Consider the following 25,793-nt stretch of genomic DNA (forward strand, 5'->3'; position numbering starts at 1 on the left):
GGCGCCGCGAGGCGATCAATTGGCTGGCACGATCTTTCCGGGGTTGAAGATGTTCTGAGGATCGAGCGCCGCTTTCAGCGCGCGCATGGCGTCGATCGCCTCAGAGCCGAGTTCGGCCTCGAGGTATTTCTGCTTGCCCTGCCCGATGCCGTGTTCGCCGGTGCAGGTGCCGCCCATCGCCTGCGCGCGCTCGACGAGGCGATGCATGAAGGCCTCACCGCGCGCCATTTCCTCGGGGTCGTCGACGTCGCAGACCAGCGAGCAGTGGAAGTTGCCGTCGCCGACATGGCCGACGATCGGCGACAGCAGGCCGATCCGCTGAAGGTCGTCCTCGGTTTCGGTGACGCAATCGGCGAGCCTGGAGATCGGCACGCAGACATCGGTCGCGACCACGCCCGCGCCCGGACGCAACGCCTTCACCGCCCAATAGGCGTCATGCCGCGCCTGCCAGAGTTTGGTGCGGTCCTCGGGCCGGGTGGTCCAGGTGAAATCGCCGCCGCCGCATTCCTGGGCGATCTCGCTGAAGTTCCTCGATTGCTCGGCGACCTCGATCTCGCTGCCGTGGAATTCCAGCAGCAGCAGCGGCGTCTCCGGCAGCGAAAGTTTCGAATAGGCATTGCAGGCGCGCACCTGCTCGGCGTTGAGCAATTCGATTCGCGCGACGGGGATACCTGTCTGAATGGCTAGGATGGTGGCCTGGCAGGCGCCGCGCACGGTCTCGAACGAACAGGCCGCAGCCGCAATCGTCTCGGGGATGCCGCGCAGCTTGATGGTGAGTTCGGATATGATGCCGAGCGTGCCCTCCGCGCCGACAAAGAGATGCGTGAGGTCGTAGCCGGCCGATGATTTCTTTGCCCGCGTGCCCGTGGTGATGATCTCGCCGTCGCCGCGCACCACCTTGAGCGCCAGCACGTTGTCGCGCATGGTGCCGTAGCGCACCGCATTGGTGCCGGAGGCCCGCGTCGAGGTCATGCCGCCGAGCGAGGCGTCGGCGCCGGGATCGATCGGAAAGAACAGTCCCTGGTCGCGCAAATGCTCGTTCAGCGCCTTGCGGGTGACGCCGGGCTGGATCACGCAGTCCAGATCCTCGGCATGGACTTCGAGAATACGGTTCATGTCGCGCAGGTCGATGCAGACGCCGCCGGCCGGCGCGTTGACCTGGCCCTCCAGCGAGGTGCCGGTGCCAAAAGCGATCACGGGAACGCCGTGCCTGCTGCAGATCCGCACCACGTCCTGGATGTCGGCGGTTTCCTGCGCCATCACCACCGCGTCCGGCGGCTGCGCCGGCAGCCAGGTGGTGGTGTGCGCGTGCTGCTCGCGCACGGCCTGCGAGGTGATCAACCGGTTGCCGAACCGCGCCGCCAGCGCCGCGACGGCGCCTGCCAGCGCCTGCGGCTCCGGCCGTCTGGCATTACCTGATATCTTGGTCGCCACGCCAAATCCTCCCGACTTTGAGCCGACCGTGGCAAAGGATATAAGGGGGGTCAAGAGACCGCGGAGCGAGGAGAGCGGGGCATTTTGCTGAAAAGCCCGAACGAACACTACCTTTGGCAACAATCGGATCGATCGAACCCGCCGGCTTGATTCTATCGTTCGCTTCAGGCTCGGATCTTGAATCAAGAATTGCTCGTGGCCTTCCTGAAAAACTTTCTCAGCGAACCCAAAGGAAAACCTGAACGACATGCTGAAGCCTTCCGCCCCGTTCCTGTCCTCGGTGATGCAGATCGAGCCGCAATGGATCGACTACAACGGCCATCTGAACATGGCCTACTACAACGTGATGATGGACCGCGCGATCGACGAGATGTGGCTGCAACTCGGGATCGGGCCGGCCTACATGAAGGAGCGCCACCACTCGACCTTCACCGCCGAGTGCCACGTGCGCTATCTGCGCGAAATTCACCTCGGCGACCCCGTGCAGATTTCGGTTTATCTGCTCGGCGCCGACGACAAGCGGCTGCATACGTTCGAAGAGTTGCGCCACGCAACCGAAGGCTGGATTTCCGCCACTTCCGAGAACATGACGCTGCACATGGACATGAGGCAGCGCAAGGTGGCTCCCTTCCCGCCGGATATCAGCGCCCGCATCCAGACCGTGATGGATGCGCACGCGGCCGTTCCCAGGCCCGAGGGCATCGGCCGCAAGGTTGCGATGCCCCAGAGATAGCGATGCGATAAAGCCTGTCAAAACAGCCGGCCAGCCCCTATATGGCCATCGATCCCCGCTATGAGGGCTCCCCTTTACCGCCGCACGGTGCCATCGTGGGAATGAGACGATTCGACCATGACCGAGCCGAGCAAACTGCCCCATCCCGGCGTCCCCGAGCACCAGCCCGCCGCTGGCGGCATCGCCGCGCGTGCGCGGGCCGCAGCCGGCCCGCAATACCTCGCCGGCCTCAATCCGGAACAGCGCGAAGCCGTGGTGACGCTGGACGGCCCGGTCCTGGTGCTGGCCGGCGCCGGCACCGGCAAGACCCGCGTGCTGACCACGCGCATCGCCCACATCCTGAGCGAGGGCCGGGCGCGGCCGCATGAAATCCTGTCGGTGACCTTCACCAACAAGGCCGCGCGCGAGATGAAGCTGCGTCTTGGCCAGATGCTCGGCCAGGCCGTGGAAGGCATGCCGTGGCTCGGCACCTTCCATTCGATCGGCGGGCGCATCCTGCGCATCCACGCCGAACTGGTGCAGCTCAAATCCAATTTCACCGTGCTTGATGTCGACGATCAGGTCCGCCTGCTGAAGCAATTGCTGCAGGCCGAGAACATCGACGACAAGCGCTGGCCGGCGCGCATGCTGGCCGGGCTGATCGACGGCTGGAAGAACCGCGGGCTGACGCCGGCGCAGGTGCCGCCGGGCGAAGCTGCGGTGTTCGGCAATGGCAAGGGCGGCAAGCTCTACGCCAGCTACCAGGAGCGGCTGAAGATTCTCAACGCCGCCGATTTCGGCGATCTCTTGCTCGAGAACATCCGGCTGTTTCGCGAAAACCCCGACGTGCTCCGGCAGTACCAGAACCGGTTCAAGTTCATCCTGGTCGACGAATATCAGGACACCAACGTCGCGCAATATCTGTGGCTGCGGCTGTTGTCGCAGGCGCCAGCGCGACCGGGCGCACCGCTTTCGTCCGTGATTTCTGGCGCTACGGAGCCTGCTGACATTCCGGGGCGCACTACCGCGTCAGTCATTCCGGGGCGCGTCGAAGACGCGAACCCGGAATCTCGAGCTGAAGAGGACTCATCTCGGGATTCCGGGTCCGCACCTGCCGGTGCGCCCCGGAATGACGCGGGAAATGCCGTGGCTCAGCCCTCCTCCCCGCTTAAGAACATCTGCTGCGTCGGCGACGACGATCAGTCGATCTATGGCTGGCGCGGCGCGGAGGTCGACAACATCCTGCGCTTCGACCACGACTTTCCCGGCGCCAGGGTCATCCGCCTCGAGCGCAACTATCGCTCCACCGGCCACATCCTCGCCGCCGCCTCGCACCTGATCGCGCATAATGAAGGCCGGCTCGGCAAGACGCTGCGCACCGAGGATGTCGACGGCGAGAAGGTCACCGTGACCGGCTCCTGGGATTCGGAGGAGGAAGCCCGCGCCATCGGCGAGGAGATCGAGGAATTGCAGCGCGCCGGCGAGAACCTCAACCAGATCGCGATTCTGGTGCGGGCCTCGTTCCAGATGCGCGAATTCGAGGACCGTTTCGTCACCCTCGGCCTGCCCTATCGCGTGATCGGCGGCCCGCGGTTCTACGAGCGCGCCGAAATCCGCGACGCGCTCGCCTACCTGCGGGTGATCAACTCGCCTGCCGACGACCTCGCCTTCGAGCGCATCGTCAACGTCCCGAAGCGCGGGCTCGGCGACGCCACCGTGCAGATGCTGCACGACCACGCCCGCAAGCGCCGCATTCCCCTGTTCGAGGCCGCGCGCGCCGTGGTCGAGACCGACGAGCTGAAGCCGAAGGCGCGCGGCTCCTTGCGCGATCTCATCCTGCATTTCGACCGCTGGCGCGCGCAGCGCGAGGTCGCCTCGCACACCGAACTGGCCGAGATCGTGCTGGACGAAAGCGGCTACACCGAGATGTGGCAGAAGGACCGCTCCGCCGACGCCGCCGGCCGGCTCGACAATCTGAAGGAGCTGGTGCGCTCGATGGAGGAGTTCGAGAACCTGCAAGGCTTCCTCGAACACATCTCGCTGGTGATGGACCGCGACGGCGGCGCCGCTGACGAAGCGGTGTCGCTGATGACGCTGCATTCGGCCAAGGGGCTCGAGTTCGAGAACGTGTTTCTGCCCGGCTGGGAGGAAGGCCTGTTTCCGAGCCAGCGCACGCTCGACGAACAGGGCCGCGCCGGCCTTGAGGAAGAACGCCGTCTGGCCCATGTCGGCCTGACCCGCGCCCGCCGCCGCGCCAAACTCTATTTCGCCACCAACCGGCGCATCCACGGGACCTGGACCACCACGATCCCATCGCGCTTTCTCGACGAACTGCCGGCGGCCAATGTCGAGATCACGGAGTCCAAGGGCGGCTCCGGCTGGGGCGGCAGCGGCGGCTACGGCCCGTCCCGCTTCGACAACGTCGAATCCTTCGGCTCCAGCTATACGACGCCGGGCTGGCAGCGCGCGCAGGCCAACCGCGCCCGCGGCCAGGGCAATCGCAGCGGCCAGGCCCGCGGCGGCTTTGAGGAAAACCAGGCGCATTTCTCCCCGCGCGGCGAGACGCCCGGCGGCTTCGCGCGCAACAAGCGCGGGCCGGTCGTGATCGAGGGCGAACTGGTCGCGAAATCCACCGGCACGGTTTCGGAATTCTCGCTCGACGACCGCGTGTTTCACCAGAAATTCGGCTACGGCAACGTGGTGAAGGTCGACGGCAACAAGCTGACGATCGCGTTCGAGAAGGCAGGCGAGAAGAAGGTGGTCGACAGTTTCGTGGAGCGGGTGTAGCGACAGGACAGTGAATTCGCTTACTTGTCGCAGGCTAGGCACGGATATTTTCCCGTCGTACTGTTCGATGGGGGCCCGCTTTCATGTTGACGAACAGCCGTGAAATCATCCGACGCCTGGAGCAGGAGAGATGGATTCTTGTTCGCGTGACGGGTTCCCACCACGTTTTCAAACGTACCATCTCAGGCGAAACAGAAACACTTGTCGTTCCGCACCCCAAGAAGGACTTGGAAAAGGCTTGGTTCGTGCCATTTATAAGGGCGCAGGTTGGAAACCTGACTGAGATTCACCATGGCCCACTACATTGCTTTCATTGAGGATGCAGGACCGGACCGCGCCGTTGGCGTCTGGTTTCCGGACCTGCCCGGCTGCACATCCGGTGGCGATGATATGGACGAGGCATTGCGTAATGCGCCGGAAGCTTTGGAGCTTTATGCAGCAGGGTACGAAGAAGACGGCAAACCGCTGCCACGTCCGCGAACGCTGAGCGAGCTGAAATCCGACCCGGAAATCGCCGGTGATCTCAAGAGCTATATGGTCGCCCTGATCGAACTGCCCGCGCGCGCTCACGCTGCGGAATAGCCCCGTTTTCGTCCGCACGGTGGATTGCGGAGCCTCGCCCCCGTTCCTATCTCCCCCTCTCCCTCGAGCCGGCCCAAGCGTTCTTTTCGTCGATATCCTGTTCACCCCGCCATGCTGGTAATGCCCTCCATCATATCCGTATCCAATCTTTCAAAAACCTACGGCTCCGGATTCAAGGCGCTCAACGGTATCAACCTGGATATTGTCAGCGGCGAAATCTTCGCGCTGCTGGGGCCGAACGGCGCCGGCAAGACCACGCTGATCAGCATCATCTGCGGCATCGCCAATCCGAGCGAGGGGCGCGTCAGCATCGATGGGCACGACATCGTCAGGGATTATCGCGCCGCGCGCGCGCTGATCGGGCTGGTGCCGCAGGAACTGCACACCGATTCTTTCGAGACGGTCTGGGCGACCGTCAGCTTCAGCCGCGGCCTGTTCGGCAAGCCAAGGAATCCTGCGCACATCGAAAAGGTGCTGAAGGACCTTTCGCTGTGGGACAAGAAAGACTCCAAAATCATCACCCTGTCCGGCGGCATGAAGCGCCGCGTGATGATCGCCAAGGCGCTGTCGCACGAGCCGCGAATCCTGTTCCTCGACGAGCCGACCGCGGGCGTCGATGTCGAGTTGCGCAAGGGCATGTGGGAGGTGGTGCGCGCCCTGCAGGCCTCCGGCGTCACCATCATCCTGACGACGCATTACATCGAGGAAGCCGAGGAAATGGCTGACCGCATCGGCGTCATCAACAAGGGCGAGATCATCCTGGTCGAGGACAAGGCGGGATTGATGGAGAAACTCGGCAGGAAGGAACTGAAGGTGCATCTGCAAGCCAGGCTGGAGGCAATCCCCGCCTCGCTTGCCGCCTACAATCTCCAACTGTCCGACGACGGCCGCGCCGTGACCTACGATTACAACACCAGGGGCGAACGCACCGGCATCACCAGCCTGCTCGGCGACCTGCGCAACGCCGGCATCCGCATCTCGGACCTCGATACAAGGCAATCCTCGCTGGAAGACATCTTCGTCAGCCTGGTGCGGCCGTCATGAATTTCCGCGCCGTCCGCGCCATCTATTTGTTCGAAATGGCGCGCACCTGGCGCACGCTGCTGCAGAGCATCGTCTCGCCGGTGGTCTCGACCTCGCTCTATTTCGTGGTGTTCGGCGCCGCGATCGGCTCGCGCATCACCGAGATCCAGGGCGTCAGCTACGGCACCTTCATCGTGCCCGGACTGGTGATGCTGTCGGTGCTGACGCAGAGCATCGCCAACGCCTCGTTCGGCATCTATTTTCCAAAGTTCGTCGGCACCATCTATGAAATCTTGTCGGCGCCGGTTTCGTATTTCGAGATCGTGATCGGCTATGTCGGCGCCGCCGCGACCAAGTCGATCATTCTCGGCCTGATCATCCTGGCCACCGCCGCGCTGTTCGTGCCCCTGCATATTCAGCATCCCTGGTGGATGCTGAGCTTCCTGGTGCTGACCGCGGTGACTTTCAGCCTGTTCGGCTTCATCATCGGCATCTGGGCCGACGGGTTCGAAAAGCTGCAGATGATCCCGATGCTGGTGGTGACGCCGCTCACCTTCCTTGGCGGCAGCTTCTACTCGATCGACATGCTGCCGCCGGCCTAGCGCGCATTATCCCTTCTCAATCCCGTCGTGTATTTGATCTCGGGCTTTCGCTGGAGCTTCTACGAGATCGCCGACGTCAGCGTGGCCTTGAGCCTCGGCGTGACGCTCGGCTTCCTTGCGATCTGCCTCGTTCTGGTCTGGTGGATTTTCCGGACCGGTTACCGGTTGAAGAATTGACGCAGCTTCCGCGTTGGCGGGAGACCGCGCTGGATTCCGCCCCGCCGCTGCCTTGTTTGCGCCGCGAGAGGCATTAACGATGGGGCGCAGGTCTCTGGAACCAAAGCCGGATTCAGGGCATATTACAGGCCGGGGACGGAGGCGAGCCGCGGCGCCAGTGTTTTAGCGCCATGGAAAGGCCGGGAGGCCAAAGGTAGATGCGTTCGTTCCTCGTTGTTTTCGCTGCCCTGTCGTTCTGTGCCGCGGGCGCTGCACAGGCCAAGGTCGCCATCACCGTCGACAAAGACAACCAGCAGATGACCGTCGCCGTCGACGGCGTCGAGCGGTATCGCTGGCCGGTATCGTCGGGCCTGCCGTCGTATGAGACGCCGAACGGTAGTTTCCGCGCCTTCCGCATGGAAGCCGATCATTATTCCAAGGAATTTGACGACGCGCCGATGCCGCACGCGATCTTCTTCACCAAGGACGGCCACGCCATCCACGGCACCGATTCCGTCAACCGGCTCGGCTCTCCGGCCTCGCATGGCTGCGTGCGGTTGTCGCGCGAAAACGCCGCCAAGCTCTTTGAGCTCGTGAAGGATCGAGGTGTGCTTAACACCACGGTGAAGCTTAGCGGCTCGTCACAGGTCGCGCTGGCGCGCAATCCCCGGCCGCGCGGCAACACCGCCGTCGCGCGTCGCGCACCGCAGCCGCAATATGAGCAGCAATATGATAGCGTGGGCGAACCCGTCGTCATCACCCCGCAAGGGCAGCGCTTGGCGCCGCAGGCGCGCGCCGACGACGGGTATATCTATCCCGCCGATGGCTCGTCGAGCGAGGCACGGTATCCCTCGCCATCCAGCCGCCGCGTTTACGACACCCAAGCCTATCAGCAGGCGCAGCCCTATTACGGCAACCGGGTCTATGCGCCGGCGACGCAGGGATACTATCAGCCCCGGCCCTATTACCAGCAGCGCGGAATGTTCGGCTATCAGGATTAATTAGCTGGAGCCTCAACCGTCGGTCGCGCCCGCAAGCTGGCGGTCGCGTTCGGCGGTAAGCTGCGACTGTTGCCAGGCGTCATGCCCGATCGTGCCCACGGTCATGGCGCCAACAAAGACGATAACGCCGGGCGATAGTGTCGCGAGGCTTTCCAGCGCCGGCCCCGGGCAAAGCCCGACGAGGCCCCACCCGATTCCGAACAATGCGGCGCCCGCTACCAGCGGCAGATCGATCCCGGCTTTGCTTGGCCGGAAATACTGGCTCGCCAGCCAAGGCCGCGAACGGCGGTCCGCCAGCATGAAGCCCGGCACCGAAACCGCGAGCGCGGCGCCCATCACCACCGCGAGACTCGGATCCCATGCGCCGAACACATCGAGAAAATCCAGCACTTTGGTCGTTTGCAGCATGCCTGATATCAACAGGCCCGCGCCGAAGATCAGCCCGCAGATCAGGGGGACAACGATCCACATGGCTCATCCTCCCAAGGCGTGACGGGTGACCGCCACGGTGATGACCGCCGTCACCATGAAGACAATGGTCGCGACGATGGAGCGCAGCGACAGCCGCCCTATTCCACAGATGCCGTGTCCGGAGGTGCAACCGCCACCGAGGCGCGAGCCGAAGCCGACCAGCAGTCCCGCCGCGACAATGACGGCCCAGCTACCCGGCAGCTTGGGCGGCGTCATCCCGTAGCCGATCAAGCCTGCGATGACAGGAGCCAGCACCAGCCCGGAAATGAAGGCGAGGCGCCAGCCCTTGTCCGCGCTTCGCCAGTTCAGCAGACCGCTGAAGACGCCGCTGATGCCGGCGATCCGGCCGGTCGAGAGCATCAGCAGGACGGCGGAAAACCCGATGAGAAGGCCGCCGATGGCGGCCGATACCGGCGTGAAATTGGCCACTGGGATGCTCCATTGCTTGGACGCGCCTGAACATAGAGCATGATCCCGGAAAAGTGTGCAGCGGTTTTCCGAGAGATCACGCTCAAACAAAGAGCTGGAGTGCGACGACGGTTCCAACAAAGTCACGCCGCTCCAGCCGCCCCCGCCTGACCGCGGCTAGTCTATTCCTCGCCCTTCCGGAACCGCCGCCACACGGCGCCCAGCACATTGGAATAGTCGTCGGTCCAGACCCGCTGGCCGTCTTCGGCCTCGGTCATCGTCCATTGCTCGGAGCCCGCAAGCTTGCCGACATCGGCCTCTTCCCGCGCCGACACCACGACCGTGGTGGAGAAGATGTATTCGCTGTCGCGGCCCGAATCCTCGTTATAGACCCAGCTCTTCATGTCGTTGGCGTCGGCGATGCCGACCACCACGCTGGACAGTTCCAGATGACGGTTGGAGACGTGCATGACCACGGCCCCGCGCGGCGCCAGCTTGGCCTTGTAGATTTCCATCGCCTCCTCGGTCGCCAGATGGATCGGGATCGCGTCCGAGGAGTAGGCGTCCACGATGATCAGGTCGTAGGCGCCGTCGGGCTCGCGGGCGAAGGTCAGCCGGGCATCGCCGATCACCAGCTTTAGGTTCGGGTCGCATTTCTGGATGAAGGTAAAATATCGCGGGTCGCGCGCGGTATCGACCATCGTCTGGTCGATCTCGAAGAATTTCCAGTCCTCGCCGGCCTGCGCCGCGCAGGTCAGCGTTCCCGCACCGAGCCCGATGACCGCCGCCCGCAATGGCGCTCCCTTGCGTTCCCGGATCGCGGCGATCGCCTGGCCGATGCCGCCGTCCTGATGGTAGTAGGTGATCAGCTCCGGCCGGCCGGTGACGGGTGAGCCGTCGGTATTCCTGAATTTTTCGGCGCCGTGAATCGTGGTGCCGTGCATCAGCACGTGATACTGGCCGTTCGGCGTCACCAGGATCTTGTGGACACCAAAGAAGCTGCGCACGGTTTCCACACGCCCGTCGTCGGAAGGATAGGCGCGCAGCAGCACCAGGGCCAACGCGACGGTCGCAAATATCTTCCAGCGGTCGGCGTTCAGGCCGTGCGCCAACACCACCGATAGCGCGCCGACCCCACCGATCACCCAGAGCCGGTGATCCACGAACCAGGCGAACATTTTTCCGCTCGACCAGGCCGGCAACGTCAGCGCCAGCGCCAGCGCGGCAAGGAACGGCCAGTACCAGACGGTCCAGCGCGCCAGGCGCTCTCCGCCGGACGGTCGGCACAGGGCCGCGAGCGCGAGCAGAACCGGATATTCCGCGATCCACGAGAAGGCGAAAGGCGCGACCAGGCCGGCGAACAGGCCGCCGACCATGCCGCCGAACGATAATGCGACATAGAAGCCGGTAAGGTGCTTCGCCGCCGGCCGGGTCCGCGCCAACTCGCCGTGGCAGGCCATGGCGATGACAAAAAAGCCGAGCTGATGCCCGCCGAGCGTCAGCAGCAGGTTCTGCTCGCCACCGAAAGCCAGCAGCGAGACGATTCCGCTGATGACCAGCGGCTGCGCCAGCAGCATCCATGAATGAGGCAGCAACGGCCGCGACTGGAACACCAGCACCCAGGTCAACAGATAGAGCGACAGCGGCAGCACCCACAGCAACGGCGCGGCCGCCACGTCGGTGGAAATATGCGCGGTCACAGCGATCAGCAGGCCCGACGGCACCGCGGCGAGAAAGATCCAGCGCGCGCGAAGGATCCATGACGGCGGCGGCGCGTCGGCGTTGTCGGCCGGCATGTTCAGCGCCGCCGCATCGGCCGGCGAGCGCAGCAGCATGACGCCGCAGGTTGCGATCAGCGCGATCAGCACGACGTACCCGCCGGTCCAGATCAGGTTCTGCGCACGCAGCGTGAACATCGGCTCCAGCAGCACCGGATAGGTCAGCAGCGCCAGGAAGCTGCCGATATTCGATGACGCGTAGAGAAAATACGGGTCGGGGCCATCGGGATGGCCGGTGCGAACGAACCAGGCCTGCAGCAACGGATTGTTGGCGGCGAGCGCGAAAAACGGCAGCCCGATCGACACTGCGAACAGGCCCAGCAGCCATAGCGCGTAACCCGAAGTCGGCGGCTCGCCCCAGCCGCCGGCGATCGACAGCGGCAGCGCCAGAATCGCGACCGCCAGCAGCGCCAAGTGGATCGCCACCGGCAGCGCGCGGTTGCGAAGCTGCATCAGGTAATGTGCGTAGGCGTAGCCGCCCAGCAGCAGCGACTGGAAGAACACCATCGCCACCGACCATACCGCCGGCGACCCGCCGAGCCGCGGCAGCACCATTTTGGTGAACAGCGGCTGCACCGAGAACAGCAGCAGCGCGCTGACGAAGATCGCGGCGGTGTAGGCGATCAGGACCAGCCGGTTCCGGCTTTCGGAAGGCAGGCCCGATGAAACGGACAGATCAGACGAATTCATCGAAACTCCGGCGAGAACCCGGGCGGGTGCCGTTGGCGGGATTTCCGGCCGAGCCGCCGGAGGGGCAATGGAGCATAGGGCGACACGGCGGGCAATGCGGGATAAGAAGCGTCGTTCCGGAGCGATGCGCAGCTCGAACCCGGAAGTTCGAGATTCCCCGGTGTGCAATTGCACACTTGGGGTATGGTCCTTCGGACCATCCCGGGATGACCAATCCAACACTCATCAAACCTTCTTGAAGCGAGCATGAACGAAACGGACGTGGTCATCATCGGTGCGGGGCATAACGGCCTCACCTGCGCGGCCTATCTGGCGATGGCCGGTCTGCGGGTGAAGGTGGTCGACCGCCGCAAGGAGGTCGGCGGCGCCGCGGTGACCGAGGAATTCCACCCCGGTTTCCGCAATTCGGTGGCCGCCTATACCGTCAGCCTGCTCAACCCTCAGGTTTCCGCCGACCTCCGCCTCGCCGACCACGGCCTGCGCATCGTCGAGCGCCGCGCCCAGAACTTCCTCCCCGCGCCCGACGGCAGCTATCTGCTGACTGGCGAAGGCCGCACCGGCCCCTCGGTGTCCAAACTCAGCCCGCATGACGCCGGCGTCATCGATACCTTCTCGCGCGAACTGGAGGCGATTGCCGACGTGCTGCGGCAATTCGTATTGCGTGCGCCGCCCAACCTGGTCGAGGGGTTTGGCGTCGGCGCGATCCGCGAGGCGTTCAACGCCGTCGGCACCGCCGGCATCCTGCGCAAGCTCACGCTCGATCAGCAGCGCAGCCTGCTCGATCTGTTTACGCGCTCGGCCGGCGAAATGCTGGACGAGCGCTTCGACAACGATCTGGTGAAAGCGGTGTTCGGCTTCGACGCCATCGTCGGCAATTACGCCAGCCCCTATGCCGCGGGCTCGGCCTACGTCATGCTGCACCATGCTTTCGGCGAGGTGAACGGCAAGAAGGGCGTCTGGGGCCACGCCATCGGCGGCATGGGCGCGATCACGCAGGCGATGGCGCGCGCGGCGCGCGGGCACGGCGCCGAAATCGAAACCGACGCCGGCGTTCGCGAAGTGATCGTCGAAGGCGACCGCGCCACGGGCGTCGTCCTCGACAATGGCGCGACCATCCGCGCCAGATACGTCGCCTCGGGCGTCAATCCGAAATTGCTGTACACGCGCCTGATCCCGCCCGGGGCCCTGGCGGCGGAATTTCTCGAGCGCATCGCGCGCTGGCGTAACGGCTCCGGCACCTTCCGGATGAATGTCGCGTTGAACGCCCTGCCCTCGTTCACCGCGCTGCCTGGTACGGGCGATCATCTCACCGCGGGGATCATCCTCGCGCCCAGCCTCGATTACATGGACCGCGCCTGGCAGGACGCCCGCGCCCATGGCTGGAGCCGCGAACCCGTGGTCGAAATCCTGATCCCCTCAACGCTGGACGATTCTCTGGCGCCGGAAGGCCGGCATGTCGCAAGCCTGTTCTGCCAGCATGTCGCGCCGGAACTGCCGGACGGAAGGTCCTGGGACGACCACCGCGAGGAGGTCGCCGATCTCATGATCGCCACCGTGGACAAATACGCGCCGGGCTTTGCGGCGAGCGTGGTCGGCCGTCAGGTGCTGTCGCCGCTCGACCTCGAGCGGCAGTTCGGCCTGCTCGGCGGCGACATCTTCCATGGCGCGCTGACGCTCAACCAGTTGTTCTCGGCGCGGCCGATGCTGGGCCACGCCGACTATCGCGGGCCGCTGAAGGGCCTCTATCATTGCGGATCGGGCGCCCATCCCGGCGGCGGGGTCACCGGCGCCCCCGGCCACAACGCCGCGCGGGTGATCCTCGGCGATCATCGCGCGCTGTTTGGATAGATAGGCCAGCGACCGAAATCCCGTCCTGCGAACCCCCGCACAAGGCGTGCGTATGCTGTGGGTAACCGGTGGATAAGCCTGTGGATTACCTGTTGAAGTCCAGTCTCCGGGGGTGTTGGAAACTTCGACACAATGAGGGTATCAGGCTTGGGAAAAGCCCTGGCCTCGGATGGGGACCGAAGGTGGAAAAGTGGCCCGGGCGATAGCGGAAACAACAAAGGGACCGGGCGCTCCGCACGCCCGGCCCCCTCAATTCTTCCGAAATCAGCGGCTTACTTCAGCGAAGTGCTGACCTTGTCAAACGTGCCGCTGAGCTGGGTGCCGACACCGTTCACCGCCGTGATGATGGCGATGGCGATACCCGCGGCAATCAGGCCGTACTCGATGGCGGTGGCGCCGGATTCGTCGTTACAGAACTTCAAGAGGAGTGATTTCATGGCGGTTCCAATCCATAATTAATGTCTGCAGAACAAGGGGTTCCCTCAAGTTCCAGCGGGACCCTAGCGACCGGATGCTAAGGTTGCTCTAACGGACGGCCGCTAAATTCTCGGGAATTTTGCGAGAAAAATCGCTAAATTTTGAACCAATCACGCCGACCTGATCCCTGTCCCGGTCCAGTTCTAATACCGACATGACAATGGCTTACATCGACCCAACCCACCGTGCCCGTCTCGCGATCGGCGGCGAGCAGGCCGCCCGGCGGGTCGTCGATGTTCTCACCGAGGTTTTTTTTGAGGGCCAGGCCGCCGTGGCCGCGTTCGAACGGCCCGACAGCTGCTGGGACGTCACCGTGCATTTCGCCGACCCGCCCGATCAGGCGCTGGTACGGCAGATCGTCATCAATGCGGCGGGGGCGGAAGCGGCAACAGGTCTCACCTTCGACACCGTTGAACCCCGCGATTGGGTCTGGGCCAGCCTGCAGGATCTCGTCCCGGTCCCCGCAGGACGCTTCGTCGTGCACGGCCGGCACGACCGCGATCGGATCGCCGGCAACAAGCTCGGCGTTGAAATCGAGGCCGCGCTGGCGTTCGGCACCGGCCACCACGCCACGACCCGCGGCTGCCTGCTGCTGCTCGATCACATCCTCAAGGCCTGGCGGCCCCGGCGTGTGCTCGACCTCGGAACCGGCACCGGCGTGCTGGCCATTGCCGCCGCCAAGGCTTTGCGCGAGAAAATCCTCGCAAGCGACATTGACCCAGTTTCAGTTCAGGTAACCCGCGAAAACGCCCTGCTGAACGCATCGGGACATCTGGTGCGTTCGATCCGCGCCACCGGTTTCTCCGCCCGGCAATTCGCAACTGCCGCGCCGTTTGACCTGGTGCTGGCCAACATTCTCGCCAATCCGCTGCGCCAAATGGCAACGCCGATGGCGCGGCATCTGGCGCCATCGGCGCTGGTTATTCTGTCCGGCCTGCTGACGCCTCAGGCATCCAGCGTCATTGCCGCCTATCGCGTGCGCGGACTGGTGCCACTGCGCCATCTGCGTATCGACGGCTGGAGCACCCTGCTGCTGCGCAAGCTGAATTGAGCCTCATTCGGGTCGTTGCGGATCGCGGGCGATCGCGCCCTTACCCTTGCGCAGATTTCGTTTGACGCGCGCTTGCACCAACCGGTCCAGGATCTGGCCAATCACCCCGCGCTGCTTGAGCACAATGGGTGCGATCGGGCCGCGTCGGACCGGCGGCGAGATCTTCTCGAACATGAAGGCAGGCATGGTGCATCTCCTCCTTGAGCTGAGACACTCCTGGAATTCCCCCGGTCTCGTTACGAACGGTTCGAGCGGCCAACAGTTCCATTGCGATGGGACGCGGCTGATCATTCGAAGCACGGATCATGCCAGACTGCGGCCCTCGCCGCCGCATTGCGGACCGCGCCACCCGACTCTAGAGTAGCCGGGCAATGTTCGAAGCCCATTTCCAGACCTTCGAAGAGCCCGAAAGCGGTGTGGCGCTGACCGCACGGCTGGCCGTTTTCCGCGAGGAGTTGGCGCGCCGCAAGCTGACGGGGTTCGTGATTCCGCGCGCCGACCAGCAGCAAAATGAGTATGTCGCCCCGTCGGAGGAGCGGCTGGCCTGGCTCACCGGCTTCACCGGCTCGGCCGGCATGGCGGTGGTCCTCACGCACCAGGCGGCCGTTTTCGTCGATGGCCGCTATACGCTGCAGGCCGCCAAGCAGGTCGACCGCAAGGCCTGGCAGATCGCGCCGCTGGCCGATCCGCCCCCGGAACGCTGGCTGGAGCAGAACCTCTCGGCCGACGACCGCCTTGGTTTTGACCCGTGGCTGCACACCTCGGCGGCAGCCGAGAAGCTGGCGCTGGCCTGCGCCAAGGCCGGCGCTGAACTGGTCGCGGTCGAGAGTAACCCGCTGGATGCAGTATGGACCGAGCGCCCCGCGCCGCCGCTCGGCCTCGTCGCGATCCATGGTGTGCAGTTTTCCGGCGAGGACGCGGCCGACAAGCTCGCGCGAATCCAGCTGGAGATCGCAAGGCTTGGCGTCGAGGCGCTGGTGCTGTCGGACAGCCACGCGGTGGCCTGGACCTTCAACATCCGCGGCGCCGATGTCTCGCACACGCCGCTGCCGCTGTCCTACGCGCTGGTGCCCAGGGAAGGCCGCCCCACCGTCTTCATCGATCACCGCAAGCTGTCGAACCTAACGCGCGACCATCTCGAACAATCCGCCGACGTCCACGAGCCTGACGCGCTGGCCCCGGCGCTGACCGAGCTTGCGCGTAGCGGCGCTTCGATCGCGCTCGACAGCGTCACCGCCGCGGACGCCTTGTCCCGCCTGATCGCCGCGGCCGGCGGCAAGCCGGTGCGCGGCAACGACCCGGTGGGCCTGCTCAAGGCGGTGAAGAACAGCACCGAAATAAAGGGCACGCGCACGGCGCATCAGCGCGACGCGGTGGCGCTGGCGCGCTTCCTGGCCTGGATCGACCGCGAGGCGCCCTCCGGCGCGCTGACCGAGATCGACACGGTGGAGGCGCTCGAGACGTTCCGCCGCCAGACCGGCGCGCTGAAGGACGTCTCGTTTCCGACCATCGCCGGCGCCGGCCCCAACGGCGCCATCGTGCACTACCGCGTCACCCGCAAGAGCAACCGGCGCATCGTTCCCGGCGACCTGCTGCTGATCGATTCGGGCGCGCAGTACGAAGACGGCACCACCGACGTCACCCGCACCATGGCGATCGGCGAGCCTACCGCCGAGATGCGCGACCGCTTCACCCGCGTGCTGCGCGGCCACATCGCGATCGCGCGCGCGGTGTTTCCCGACGGCACCACCGGCGCGCAGCTCGACTCCTTTGCGCGCCAATATCTCTGGCAGGCCGGCCTCGATTTCGAGCACGGCACCGGCCACGGCGTCGGCAGCTATCTCTCGGTGCACGAAGGGCCGGCGAGGATTTCCAAGCTCGGCACCACCGCGTTGAAGCGCGGGATGATCCTCTCCAACGAGCCCGGCTACTACAAGGCCGACGCCTATGGCATCCGGATCGAGAATCTCGAACTCGTTGTCGGCGCCGACATGGCGGATGCGGAAAAACCAATGAACGCGTTCGAGACGCTGACGCTGGCGCCGATCGACCGCCGCCTGATCGATCTCGCCGCGCTCAGCGCGGGCGAACTGAAGTGGCTGAACGATTACCACGCGCGCGTCAGCCGCGAGGTGCGTCCTCATCTCGACGACGCCACCAAACTGTGGCTCGACGAGGCGACGGCGGCGCTGCTGCCGCTGTAGGCCGATGTTACCCAAAGGCTCCGACGCCTGCGGCCCCCTTCAAAGGTCCGCCGCGGCGGGCAGATTCGAAATCGCCAAAACAACCCCATGCAAAGGAGAGCGGGAGGTATAAAAATACAGTTGCGCGCCTATTCTCCCTGTCATCGCCCGCGAAGGCGGGCGATCCAGTACGCCGCGGCTTCTCGATCTTGCACGGCGGCCTCTGGAATACTGGATCACCCGCCTTCGCGGGTGATGACAGGCTGGATGCAGAGACGACGAAGCCTCACTCTCCGATCAGCTTCAGCCATTCGTCCTCGGTCAGCACCGTCACGCCGTGCTTCTTGGCGTCGGCCAGCTTCGAGCCCGCGCCGGGCCCCGCGATGAGATAGTCCGTCTTCTTCGACACCGAACTCGCGGCCTTGGCGCCGAGGCGCTCGGCGCCGGCCTTGGCCTCGTCGCGCGTCATCCTTTCCAGCGCCCCGCTGAACACCACGGTCTTGCCCGATACTGCCGAATTGCGCTTGGGTTTCTCCGCATCGATGATTTCGTCGAGCTCCCTGGTCAATCGCTCGACGATGCCGCGATTGTGACTCTCGCCGAAATAGGCGCCGACGCTTCTGATCACGGTGTCGCCGATCTGGTCGAGCGCGTCCATCTCCGCGATCGCCTCCTCGTCGCCGGCGGCGACCTTGAGCGCGGCGTCGTGGAACGCCTTCCAGGAGCCGTAGCCGCGGGCCAGCGCCAGCGCCGTGGTTTCGCCGACATGGCGCATGCCGAGCGCATAGATGAACCGCTCCAGCGATATCCTGCGCCGCTCCGCGATCGCGGCGAACAGGTTGCGCACCGAGGTCTCGCCATAGCCCTCGATCTCTTCCAGCTTCAGCTTCGCATTGCGCTTCTGCAGCGTAAAAATGTCGGCCGGCTCCTTCACCCAGCCCTCGTCGAAAAAATACTGCAGCTGCTTCTCGCCGAGCCCGTCGATGTCGAACGCGCGGCGCGAGACGAACAGCTTCAAGTGCTCGATCTTCTGGAACGGGCAGGCGAACTCGCCGCTGCAGCGGGCGCGCGAGCCCTCCTCGCCGGCCGCGGTTTCCTCGCGCACCACGTCGGTACGCAGCGGACACGGACATTTTTTCGGAAAGTGAAACGGCTTCGCGCTTTTCGGCCGCTTGTCGATGATGACATCGACCACTTGCGGGATCACGTCGCCGGCGCGCTGGATCACGACGGTGTCGCCGATCCTGATGTCGCGCCCCTCGCGCAACTGCTCGCCGTCGCCGCCGACCCCCTTGATGTAATCCTCGTTGTGCAGCGTGACGTTCTGCACGATGACGCCGCCGACGCCGACTGGCTCAAGCTTGCCGACCGGTGTGAACGAGCCGGTGCGCCCGACCTGGATCTCGATATCGCGCAGGATGGTGGTGGCGCGCTCGGCCGGAAATTTGTGCGCGACCGCCCAGCGCGGCGTGCGCGACACGAAGCCGAGCCGCTCCTGCCAGTCGATCCGGTCGACCTTGTAGACGACGCCGTCGATGTCGTAGTCGAGCTCGGCGCGCTGCTGCTCGATCTTGCGGTGGAACGCGATCAGCTGTTCGACCGAATGGCAAAGCCTGGTCAGCGGGTTGGTCTTGAAGCCGCAGCGCTCGAACCAGCCGATCATGCCGCTCTGGGTGGCTTCCGGCATCGCGCTCATCTCGCCCCAGGCGTAGGCGAAGAAGCCGAGCGGGCGCGAGGCGGTGATGGCGGGGTCCTTCTGGCGCAGCGAACCCGCCGCCGAATTGCGCGGATTGGCGAACGGGGCTTCGCCGGCCTCGACCTGCTTCTTGTTGAGCGCCAGGAAGGCCTGCTTGGTCATGTAGACCTCGCCGCGCACCTCGCAGACATCAGGCAGGTTACGGCCCTTGAGCCGTTGCGGCACGTCATGCAGCGTGCGGATATTGGCGGTGACGTCCTCGCCCTCCGCGCCGTCGCCACGGGTGGCGGCGGTGACCAGTTCGCCGCCCTCGTAGCGCAGCGACATCGACAAGCCGTCGATCTTCGGCTCGGCGGAAAAATCGATCTTGCCGTCGCCAAGCTTGAGGAAGCGCGAAATGCGTCCGACAAAGTCGATCACGTCCTGCTCGGCGAAGGCGTTGTCGAGCGACAGCATCGGCACCGCGTGGCGGACCTTTCTGAAGCGCCCGGAAGGCGCCGCGCCGATCTTTTGCGACGGCGATTCAGCGGTGACGAGTTCGGGAAAGCGCCTCTCGATCGCGCCGTAGCGCCGCCGCAACGCATCGTATTCGGCGTCGGTTATGCTTGGCGCATCGTCCTGATAGTAGCGCTTGTCGTGACCCTCCAGCTCCAGCGCCAGCCGCAAATGTTCGACCCTGGCTTGGGCCTTGGTGAGTTTGGCGACGTCGGGGGGGGCTTTTGCTGTCTTGGCCATGACGGACAAAGGCTACGCCGTCGCCGCGCGCAACAGGCGCTCCGCCGCGGCCCGCGCCTCGGCGGTGATCTCCGCGCCGGCCAGCATGCGGGCGATTTCCTCGCGGCGGTGGTCGGGGGCGAGTGCGTTGACGCGGGTGGCGACGCGCTTGCCCTTGTCGAGCGCGTCCTTGGAGATCAAGAGATGCTGGTTGGCCCGCGCCGCCACCTGCGGCGCGTGCGTCACCGCCATCACCTGGACCTTGCCGGCCAGCCGCGCCAGCCGCGCCCCGATCGCATCCGCCACCGCGCCGCCGACGCCGGTGTCGATCTCGTCGAACACTAGCGTCGGCGCCGAGCCGCGGTCGGACAGCACCACCTTGAGCGCCAGCAGGAACCGCGACAGCTCGCCGCCGGAGGCGACCTTCATCAACGGCCCCGCCTTGGTGCCGGGATTGGTCTGCACCCAGAACTCGACGCGGTCGATGCCCTGCGGCCCCGGCGCGTTGGCGTCGGTCTCGACCTGGGTCATGAATTTGGCGCGCTCCAGTTTCAGCGGCGCCAGCTCGGCATTGACGGCCTTGTTGAGCTGCTCGGCGGACTTGCTTCGCGCCCCCGAAAGCTTCGCGGCCGCGGCGCCATAACGCTTGTCGGCGGCATCGGCCGCCGCCTCCAGCTTCTTCAGTTGCTCGGCGCCGGCGTCGATCAGCGCCACGTCGGCGACGAATTTGGCGGCCAGCGCCGCCAGCCCGTCCACCGGCGTCGAATATTTGCGCGAGGCGGCGCGGAGCGCAAACAGCCGCTCCTCGATCCGCTCCAGTTCAGCGGGATCGAAATCGGCCGCGACCAGGGCGGCGCTCAAATGCTGCTCGGCCTCTTCCAGCGCGTTGATCGCGGTGTCAATCGCTTTCACCGCGGGCTCGACCAGCGCCGGCGAATTGGCGGCGCGGCGTTCCAGCCGGCGCACCGCCGCCGCCAGCGCCGGCACCGGCGAATGGCTGCCGCTGACCGCCTCCAGCGCCTCGCGCAGGTCGCCCGCGATCTTCTCGCCCTGCATCATCGTGGTGCGGCGCTCGGCCAGCGCCGTCTCCTCGCCATCGGCAGGCTTCAGCGCCTTGAGCTCGTCGGCGGCATGGCGCAGGTAGTCCGCCTCGCGGGCGGCGCGCTCCATGGCGGCGCGGTGCGCGTCGAGCGCCGCGGTGGCGGCGCGGCGCGCCTCCCAGAGCGTCTCCAGCGCCGCGACCTCGCTCTCCAGCCCGGCAAAGGCGTCGAGCAGCCGCCGGTGGGTGGCGGCGTCGACCAGCGCGCGCTCGTCATGCTGGCCGTGAATTTCCACCAGCGCCGCGCCGACCGCTTTCAGGGTCTGCACGCTGATCGACTGGTCGTTGATGAAGGCGCGGGTGCGGCCGTCGGCCAGCTGGACGCGGCGGAGAATCATTTCGGAAGATGGTTCGGAGCCGGCAACGTCGAGCCCGTTCTCGGACAGGATCCTGGCGGCCGGGTGATCCCTGGGGACGTCGAAAGTGGCCGTCACCTGGCCCTGCTCCGCGCCATGTCGAACCAGCCCCGAATCGCCGCGGCCGCCCAGCGCCAGCGCGAAGGCATCGAGCAGGATGGATTTACCCGCGCCGGTTTCGCCGGTCAGCACCGCAAGGCCACGGGAGAATTCGATATCGAGCCGTTCGATCAGGACGATGTCACGGATCGACAGACGCGCCAGCATGCGAGGTAAGTTCCTAGTGGTCCGGTTCCAACACTCACGCCCCGCCTGGGGCCCACCTTGGCCAATGTCAGAATCGGGATGACCACTAGCAGATATTGGGGTGTTAGGGGAGCTTCCGGATCGGTGGCGCGAACCGGTCGCCATCGCGCCTGCAAGGGCGATCTACCCGAGGCCCAGCTTCTTGAAGGCCCTGGAAATGTAGGAGCCCTTGTTCTCGCTCGGCTCCAGACCGCCCGACTTCACAAGATTGTAGGCGTCCTTGTACCAGCGGCTGTCAGGAAAATTGTGCCCCAGCACGGCCGCCGCCGTCTGCGCCTCGCCGACGATGCCGATCGACATATAGGCCTCGGTCAGCCGCGCCAGCGCCTCCTCGACATGGCGGGTGGTCTGGTAGCGGGTGACCACGGTCTTGAAGCGGTTGATGGCGGCGGTGTAGTCGCGCTTTTCCATGTAATAGCGGCCGACATCCATTTCCTTGCCGGCGAGCTGGTCGCGCGCGCCCTCGAGCTTGGCCTTGGCTGACGTCGCGTATTCCGAGGTTGGGTATTTGCGAATCACCTCTTCCAGCGCCGCGATCGCCTTTTCGGTGCGGCCCTGGTCGCGGGAGATGTCGGGGATCTGGTCGTAATGCGAAGCCGCGATCAGGTATTGCGCGTAGGCCGCATCGGGGCTGCCGGGATGCAGCGTGACATAGCGGGTCGCAGCACCAATGCAGCTGTCATAGTCACCGGAATTGTAGAACGAATAAGCGGACATCAGCAGCGACTTGCGCGCCCAGTCCGAATAGGGATGCTGGCGGTCGACTTCCTCGAATTTCTTCGACGCCGCCTTCGGGTCCTTGCGCTGGTTCATCAAGTACAGGCCCTCATTGTAGAGCTTGTCGGCGGGCTCCTCGATGAAGGTGTCGTCCTTGGCGGTGAATTTGTCCCACAGCGCGCCGGTGCCGCAGCCGCTCAGGGGAATCGCCAGCGCGACCGTCAGCCGCAGCGACCGTCCGGCCCTGATGAGGCCGGAAACGCCGGGTCGTTTGCATGGTTCGCGCGTCGTACGCTGTGCCGACATGAAATCCGAGACCTGACGCCCTTGCTGCGGTTGGTGACTGCTACGGTAACTGATGCGGTCAGTGACGAGGGCTGGCGGCGCGGCGCCGTGCAGCCGCCGGCCTCTGTACCTGAAATCCGGTCGCTAACCAACCCGAATACGCAGCCATTTCGCCCGGATTAAGGCGGCAGGGCATGATCGTTACTGTTTGTGGTTACTGCGGAAATCGGGCTGGCGGCCGGGATAAGGCTCAGGAAACGTCCGGGCCGTAGGCCGGGGCGATCATGCCGCCCACCATCCCCGCGCCTGCCTCGGCATGGCCGCGGGACCGGCGTGCCGATTCGGGTTCGACCACTCGCCAGGCGCTGCGGTCGGCCAGCAGCGCCGTCAGCACCGCATGGTTGAGCTTGTGGCCACCCCGCACCGAACGGTAGGCGCCGAGCAATGGCAGGCCGGCCAGCGCCAGATCGCCGACCACGTCCAGCACCTTGTGCCGGGCGCATTCGTCGCGAAAGCGCAGCCCCTCGGTGTTGAGCAGACGGGTTTCGTCGAACACCACCGAATTCTCAAACGATGCGCCGAGCGCAAAGCCCGCGCTCCAGAGTCGCGCCACGTCGTTCATGCAGCCGAAGGTGCGGGCGCGCGAAACCTCGCGGCGAAAGCTTTCGGGGTTGAGATCCAGCGCGAAATTCTGTCGGCCGATCACCGGATTGGCGAAGTCGATCTCGACCTCGGCACGGAACCCGGCGGCGTGCGGACGGAGCTCGCCGAAGGAATCGCCGATCACGACCTGCACCGGCTTCAATACCTGAATGTACCGACGCGCGGCGGACTGGGTCACGATGCCGGCCTGATCGATGGCGGCGACAAAGGCGGAGGCGCTGCCGTCCATGATCGGAACTTCGGGGCCGTCGATTTCGATGACGGCGTTATCGACGCCCATGCCGCGCAAGGCCGCGAGGACGTGTTCGGCGGTGGAAACAAGCGGGCCTTCGCGGTCACCCAGAACGGTGGCAAGGTCGGTGGCGATGACGGACCCTGCTACCGCGGGAACTTCGCGATCGGCATCATCGAGCCCGGTGCGGACAAAAATAAAACCTGCATCAACAGATGCAGGTCCAACGGTAAGACTGACGGGTAAGCCGGAATGGACGCCGACGCCCGTCACGGTGGCTTGCGACCGAAGCGTGGTTTGACGGCTGAACTTCATTCGCTAGGTGCCCACTACCGACCTAACCCAAAGACATAAATCGCGCTTTCACGCCGAATCATCTTTAGGCATCCCCAAGTCATGTCAGACCATAGTCACTGCCCCAAAGCGCGCCAACTCACGCTTTTTTACCGATTGTTACCCAATCTCTGCCGCATTTGCGCCAAGCGTTAACCAAATTCTGGCGCGTCCGGGCTCCGTCCAGACCCCGAGTTCCAACCGGTAATGCATAATTAACGATTTGGAATCAGGCGGTTGCGTAACTTTCCGAATGCGCCGGCTCCTGCCAAGCAAAAGCCCCGGCTGCGTCCGCCGGGGCCTGTCTGGTCGCCTGAATTGTAACATTCTTCAGTTCGACTGCCGCCGCAGGAAGGCGGGGATATCAAGATGATCGTCGCCCTGTGGCTGCGAGGCAACAGGTGCCTGCCGCCCGTGGATGTCCAAACCCTGGGGCGCGGGGCGCTTCGCATACTCCGATACCGGGTCGTGATTCGCCGCCGGCTGGCCGGCCGGCCGCTGCAACTTGCGCTCGGGGAGCGGCGGCAATGGCGTCATGGCCGGGCCGGAGGCGCGGGCCGCAATCGGCGGCTCGGTTTCTTCGTCGCGGCGGCCAAGGCCGACATTGGCCAGGCGCTGCAACAGCGACAGCCGGCTCTTCTGCGGATGCTCTTCCTCATCCTCGCCGCGGGCCTGGCGGATTTCAGCCTGCGCCGGCATCGGAAGTTCCTCGAACTTCGGCATCCGGGGCATGCGCCCCGGGGGCCGCTCGGCCGCCTGGGGAATGAAGGTCTCGGGGGGCGCGGGCGGCTCCGGTTCGGCGCGGGCAGTCTCGGTATTCGGGTCCGGGAACAAAGTCGGCTTCTGCGCGATCGGACGAACCGTGACGTCGCCATAGGAGGCGGGCTGGATCGCCGCCTGCGGCGCGTTGTCCGGCGCCGAAATCGCGGAGGCGATCGCGGCAAGCGAGGCGCGCTCGAGGCTGCTGGTGACGCGCGGCGCCGGCGTCGCGACCGGTGCCGTGGCCGAAGCGATCGCCTGCGGCGTCGCCGCCGCCGGATCGAGCTTCTGGGCGCGCTCGGCCAGGCGCGCGTTGTCGGCGCGCAGCCGCGCGGTCAGTTCGGCGAGCCTGGTGTCCGGCGAAGAGGTGGAAGCGGTGGCGGTGGCGGTGGCGGTGGCGGCGGCGCTGGCGGTGGTGGCGGCCGGACTGGATGAATTGCGCGCGATCTGGGCCTGCTCGATGCCGGTGGCGACGACGGAGACGCGGATAATGCCGTCGAGATGCTCGTCGAAGGTGGCGCCGACGATGATGTTGGCGTCCTGGTCGACCTCCTCGCGAATCCGCGTGGCGGCCTCGTCGACTTCGAACAGCGTCAGGTCCTTGCCGCCGGTGATCGAGATCAGCAGGCCGCGCGCGCCTTTCATCGAGGAATCGTCGATCAGCGGGTTGGCGATCGCAGCCTCGGCCGCGGTCAGCGCGCGCTTCTCGCCGGTCGCCTCGCCGGTGCCCATCATCGCCTTGCCCATTTCCTTCATCACGGCGCGGACGTCGGCAAAGTCGAGGTTGATCAGGCCTTCCTTGACCATCAGGTCGGTGATGCAGGCGACGCCCGAATAGAGCACCTGATCGGCCATCGCAAAGGCGTCGGCGAAGGTGGTCTTTTCATTGGCGACCCGGAACAGGTTCTGGTTCGGGATGATCAGCAGCGTGTCGACCACCTTGTGCAATTCGGCGATGCCGGCCTCGGCGGTGCGCATGCGCCGCGCCCCTTCGAAGTGGAACGGCTTGGTCACCACGCCAACGGTGAGGATGCCCATTTCGCGCGCCGTCCTGGCAATGACGGGCGCGGCGCCAGTGCCGGTGCCGCCGCCCATCCCGGCGGTGACGAATACCATGTTGGCGCCCGAGAGATGGTCGCGCAATTCGTCGATCACTTCCTGCGCCGCCGCGGCGCCGACATCGGGCTGCGAACCCGCGCCGAGCCCCTGCGTGACCTGCGTGCCCATCTGCACGATGCGTTGCGCCTTCGACATCGTCAGCGCCTGCGCGTCGGTGTTGGCGACGACGAAATCGACGCCCTGCAACCCGGCAGTGATCATGTTGTTGACGGCGTTGCCGCCTGCGCCACCGACGCCGAAGACGGTAATCCGCGGTTTCAGCTCGCTGATGTCAGGGGGGGTCAGATTGAGTGCCATGGTTGCCTCTCGAT

At 65.4% G+C, this 25,793-nt stretch carries 19 protein-coding genes and 2 pseudogenes; 10 read left to right on the forward strand and 11 right to left on the reverse strand.

Features of this window, described 5'->3' with window-relative positions:
- Positions 1–15: 15 nt before the first annotated feature.
- Positions 16–1,434: an FAD-linked oxidase C-terminal domain-containing protein gene (locus Q0D31_RS09380; RefSeq protein ID WP_291848864.1), complete on the reverse strand. Its 1,419-nt coding sequence runs from the start codon at positions 1,432–1,434 to the stop codon at positions 16–18.
- 247 nt (positions 1,435–1,681) lie between these two features.
- On the opposite strand from Q0D31_RS09380, the gene Q0D31_RS09385 reads away from it, so the two are divergent.
- The 7 genes and pseudogenes from Q0D31_RS09385 to Q0D31_RS09415 all read left to right on the forward strand — a co-directional run bounded on the left by Q0D31_RS09385 (position 1,682) and on the right by Q0D31_RS09415 (position 8,297).
- The gene (locus tag Q0D31_RS09385; RefSeq protein ID WP_291848868.1) at positions 1,682–2,167 is read left to right on the forward strand and encodes a thioesterase family protein; all 486 of its coding nucleotides are present in this window, start codon (positions 1,682–1,684) and stop codon (positions 2,165–2,167) included.
- A gap of 117 nt (positions 2,168–2,284) precedes the next feature.
- Positions 2,285–4,933, forward strand: coding sequence for a UvrD-helicase domain-containing protein (locus tag Q0D31_RS09390; protein WP_291848872.1), 2,649 nt, complete (start codon positions 2,285–2,287; stop codon positions 4,931–4,933).
- An 83-nt stretch (positions 4,934–5,016) separates the two neighbouring features.
- Positions 5,017–5,216: pseudogene (locus Q0D31_RS09395) on the forward strand (type II toxin-antitoxin system HicA family toxin).
- Positions 5,217–5,224: 8 nt separating this feature from the next.
- Positions 5,225–5,515: a type II toxin-antitoxin system HicB family antitoxin gene (locus Q0D31_RS09400; RefSeq protein ID WP_291848875.1), complete on the forward strand. Its 291-nt coding sequence runs from the start codon at positions 5,225–5,227 to the stop codon at positions 5,513–5,515.
- A gap of 120 nt (positions 5,516–5,635) precedes the next feature.
- Positions 5,636–6,559, forward strand: a complete 924-nt coding sequence (locus tag Q0D31_RS09405) for an ABC transporter ATP-binding protein (RefSeq protein ID WP_291849188.1) — start codon at positions 5,636–5,638, stop codon at positions 6,557–6,559.
- Positions 6,556–7,317, forward strand: a pseudogene (locus Q0D31_RS09410) (ABC transporter permease). The gene Q0D31_RS09405 and the pseudogene Q0D31_RS09410 overlap by 4 nt, the downstream one beginning before the upstream one ends.
- A 197-nt stretch (positions 7,318–7,514) precedes the next feature.
- Positions 7,515–8,297: a L,D-transpeptidase gene (locus Q0D31_RS09415; protein ID WP_291848878.1), complete on the forward strand. Its 783-nt coding sequence runs from the start codon at positions 7,515–7,517 to the stop codon at positions 8,295–8,297.
- 12 nt (positions 8,298–8,309) lie between these two features.
- On the opposite strand, the gene Q0D31_RS09420 is transcribed toward Q0D31_RS09415, so the two are convergent.
- The 3 genes from Q0D31_RS09420 to Q0D31_RS09430 form a co-directional block, all read right to left on the reverse strand.
- Complete coding sequence (locus Q0D31_RS09420) at positions 8,310–8,768, reverse strand: DUF6691 family protein (RefSeq protein ID WP_291848881.1); 459 nt, start codon at positions 8,766–8,768, stop codon at positions 8,310–8,312.
- A gap of 3 nt (positions 8,769–8,771) precedes the next feature.
- Complete coding sequence (locus Q0D31_RS09425; protein WP_291848884.1) at positions 8,772–9,197, reverse strand: YeeE/YedE family protein; 426 nt, start codon at positions 9,195–9,197, stop codon at positions 8,772–8,774.
- Between the two features lie 161 nt (positions 9,198–9,358).
- A complete protein-coding gene (locus tag Q0D31_RS09430) occupies positions 9,359–11,644 on the reverse strand; it encodes a fused MFS/spermidine synthase (protein ID WP_291848887.1) in 2,286 nt (761 codons plus the stop codon).
- A 246-nt stretch (positions 11,645–11,890) separates the two neighbouring features.
- On the opposite strand from Q0D31_RS09430, the gene Q0D31_RS09435 reads away from it, so the two are divergent.
- The gene (locus Q0D31_RS09435; RefSeq protein WP_291848890.1) at positions 11,891–13,492 is read left to right on the forward strand and encodes an NAD(P)/FAD-dependent oxidoreductase; all 1,602 of its coding nucleotides are present in this window, start codon (positions 11,891–11,893) and stop codon (positions 13,490–13,492) included.
- Between the two features lie 272 nt (positions 13,493–13,764).
- Here the strand turns inward: Q0D31_RS09435 and Q0D31_RS09440 are convergent, their stop codons facing one another.
- Positions 13,765–13,929, reverse strand: a complete 165-nt coding sequence (locus Q0D31_RS09440; RefSeq protein WP_291848894.1) for a Flp family type IVb pilin — start codon at positions 13,927–13,929, stop codon at positions 13,765–13,767.
- A gap of 194 nt (positions 13,930–14,123) precedes the next feature.
- Between Q0D31_RS09440 and Q0D31_RS09445 the strand changes: the two genes are divergently transcribed.
- Positions 14,124–15,020, forward strand: coding sequence for a 50S ribosomal protein L11 methyltransferase (locus Q0D31_RS09445; RefSeq protein ID WP_291848897.1), 897 nt, complete (start codon positions 14,124–14,126; stop codon positions 15,018–15,020).
- A 3-nt stretch (positions 15,021–15,023) separates the two neighbouring features.
- Here Q0D31_RS09445 and Q0D31_RS09450 read toward each other — a convergent pair whose 3' ends face one another.
- On the reverse strand, positions 15,024–15,206 hold the full coding sequence (locus Q0D31_RS09450; RefSeq protein ID WP_291848900.1) for a hypothetical protein: 183 nt from the start codon (positions 15,204–15,206) through the stop codon (positions 15,024–15,026).
- Positions 15,207–15,391: 185 nt separating this feature from the next.
- On the opposite strand from Q0D31_RS09450, the gene Q0D31_RS09455 reads away from it, so the two are divergent.
- Positions 15,392–17,224 (forward strand): aminopeptidase P family protein, encoded by a 1,833-nt coding sequence (locus Q0D31_RS09455; protein WP_291848902.1) that lies wholly within the window; start codon positions 15,392–15,394, stop codon positions 17,222–17,224.
- Between the two features lie 265 nt (positions 17,225–17,489).
- Here the strand turns inward: Q0D31_RS09455 and ligA are convergent, their stop codons facing one another.
- The 5 genes from ligA to ftsZ all read right to left on the reverse strand — a co-directional run bounded on the left by ligA (position 17,490) and on the right by ftsZ (position 25,779).
- A complete protein-coding gene (gene ligA, locus Q0D31_RS09460) occupies positions 17,490–19,634 on the reverse strand; it encodes an NAD-dependent DNA ligase LigA (RefSeq protein WP_291848905.1) in 2,145 nt (714 codons plus the stop codon).
- A gap of 12 nt (positions 19,635–19,646) precedes the next feature.
- Positions 19,647–21,335, reverse strand: coding sequence for a DNA repair protein RecN (gene recN, locus Q0D31_RS09465; RefSeq protein WP_291848908.1), 1,689 nt, complete (start codon positions 21,333–21,335; stop codon positions 19,647–19,649).
- 162 nt (positions 21,336–21,497) lie between these two features.
- A complete protein-coding gene (locus Q0D31_RS09470) occupies positions 21,498–22,397 on the reverse strand; it encodes an outer membrane protein assembly factor BamD (RefSeq protein ID WP_291848911.1) in 900 nt (299 codons plus the stop codon).
- Positions 22,398–22,626: 229 nt separating this feature from the next.
- A complete protein-coding gene (gene lpxC, locus Q0D31_RS09475; RefSeq protein ID WP_291848914.1) occupies positions 22,627–23,586 on the reverse strand; it encodes a UDP-3-O-acyl-N-acetylglucosamine deacetylase in 960 nt (319 codons plus the stop codon).
- Positions 23,587–23,934: 348 nt separating this feature from the next.
- Entirely contained in the window at positions 23,935–25,779 is a 1,845-nt protein-coding gene (ftsZ, locus tag Q0D31_RS09480; protein ID WP_291848917.1) for a cell division protein FtsZ, read from the reverse strand.
- Positions 25,780–25,793 lie beyond the last annotated feature (14 nt).

The sequence above is a fragment of the Bradyrhizobium sp. genome, assembly GCF_022844465.1.
Classification (GTDB): domain Bacteria; phylum Pseudomonadota; class Alphaproteobacteria; order Rhizobiales; family Xanthobacteraceae; genus Bradyrhizobium.

Bases quoted from the DNA above. Each gene is read 5' to 3' on its own strand.
- Q0D31_RS09385 (WP_291848868.1), top strand. From the start codon at position 1,682: ATGCTGAAGCCTTCCGCCCCGTTCCTGTCCTCGGTGATGCAGATCGAG.
- Q0D31_RS09390 (WP_291848872.1), top strand. From the start codon at position 2,285: ATGACCGAGCCGAGCAAACTGCCCCATCCCGGCGTCCCCGAGCACCAG.
- Q0D31_RS09400 (WP_291848875.1), top strand. From the start codon at position 5,225: ATGGCCCACTACATTGCTTTCATTGAGGATGCAGGACCGGACCGCGCC.
- Q0D31_RS09405 (WP_291849188.1), top strand. From the start codon at position 5,636: ATGCCCTCCATCATATCCGTATCCAATCTTTCAAAAACCTACGGCTCC.
- Q0D31_RS09415 (WP_291848878.1), top strand. From the start codon at position 7,515: ATGCGTTCGTTCCTCGTTGTTTTCGCTGCCCTGTCGTTCTGTGCCGCG.
- Q0D31_RS09420 (WP_291848881.1), bottom strand. From the start codon at position 8,768: ATGTGGATCGTTGTCCCCCTGATCTGCGGGCTGATCTTCGGCGCGGGC.
- Q0D31_RS09430 (WP_291848887.1), bottom strand. From the start codon at position 11,644: ATGAATTCGTCTGATCTGTCCGTTTCATCGGGCCTGCCTTCCGAAAGC.
- Q0D31_RS09435 (WP_291848890.1), top strand. From the start codon at position 11,891: ATGAACGAAACGGACGTGGTCATCATCGGTGCGGGGCATAACGGCCTC.
- Q0D31_RS09440 (WP_291848894.1), bottom strand. From the start codon at position 13,929: ATGAAATCACTCCTCTTGAAGTTCTGTAACGACGAATCCGGCGCCACC.
- Q0D31_RS09445 (WP_291848897.1), top strand. From the start codon at position 14,124: ATGACAATGGCTTACATCGACCCAACCCACCGTGCCCGTCTCGCGATC.
- Q0D31_RS09450 (WP_291848900.1), bottom strand. From the start codon at position 15,206: ATGCCTGCCTTCATGTTCGAGAAGATCTCGCCGCCGGTCCGACGCGGC.
- Q0D31_RS09455 (WP_291848902.1), top strand. From the start codon at position 15,392: ATGTTCGAAGCCCATTTCCAGACCTTCGAAGAGCCCGAAAGCGGTGTG.
- ligA (WP_291848905.1), bottom strand. From the start codon at position 19,634: ATGGCCAAGACAGCAAAAGCCCCCCCCGACGTCGCCAAACTCACCAAG.
- recN (WP_291848908.1), bottom strand. From the start codon at position 21,335: ATGCTGGCGCGTCTGTCGATCCGTGACATCGTCCTGATCGAACGGCTC.
- Q0D31_RS09470 (WP_291848911.1), bottom strand. From the start codon at position 22,397: ATGTCGGCACAGCGTACGACGCGCGAACCATGCAAACGACCCGGCGTT.
- lpxC (WP_291848914.1), bottom strand. From the start codon at position 23,586: ATGAAGTTCAGCCGTCAAACCACGCTTCGGTCGCAAGCCACCGTGACG.
- ftsZ (WP_291848917.1), bottom strand. From the start codon at position 25,779: ATGGCACTCAATCTGACCCCCCCTGACATCAGCGAGCTGAAACCGCGG.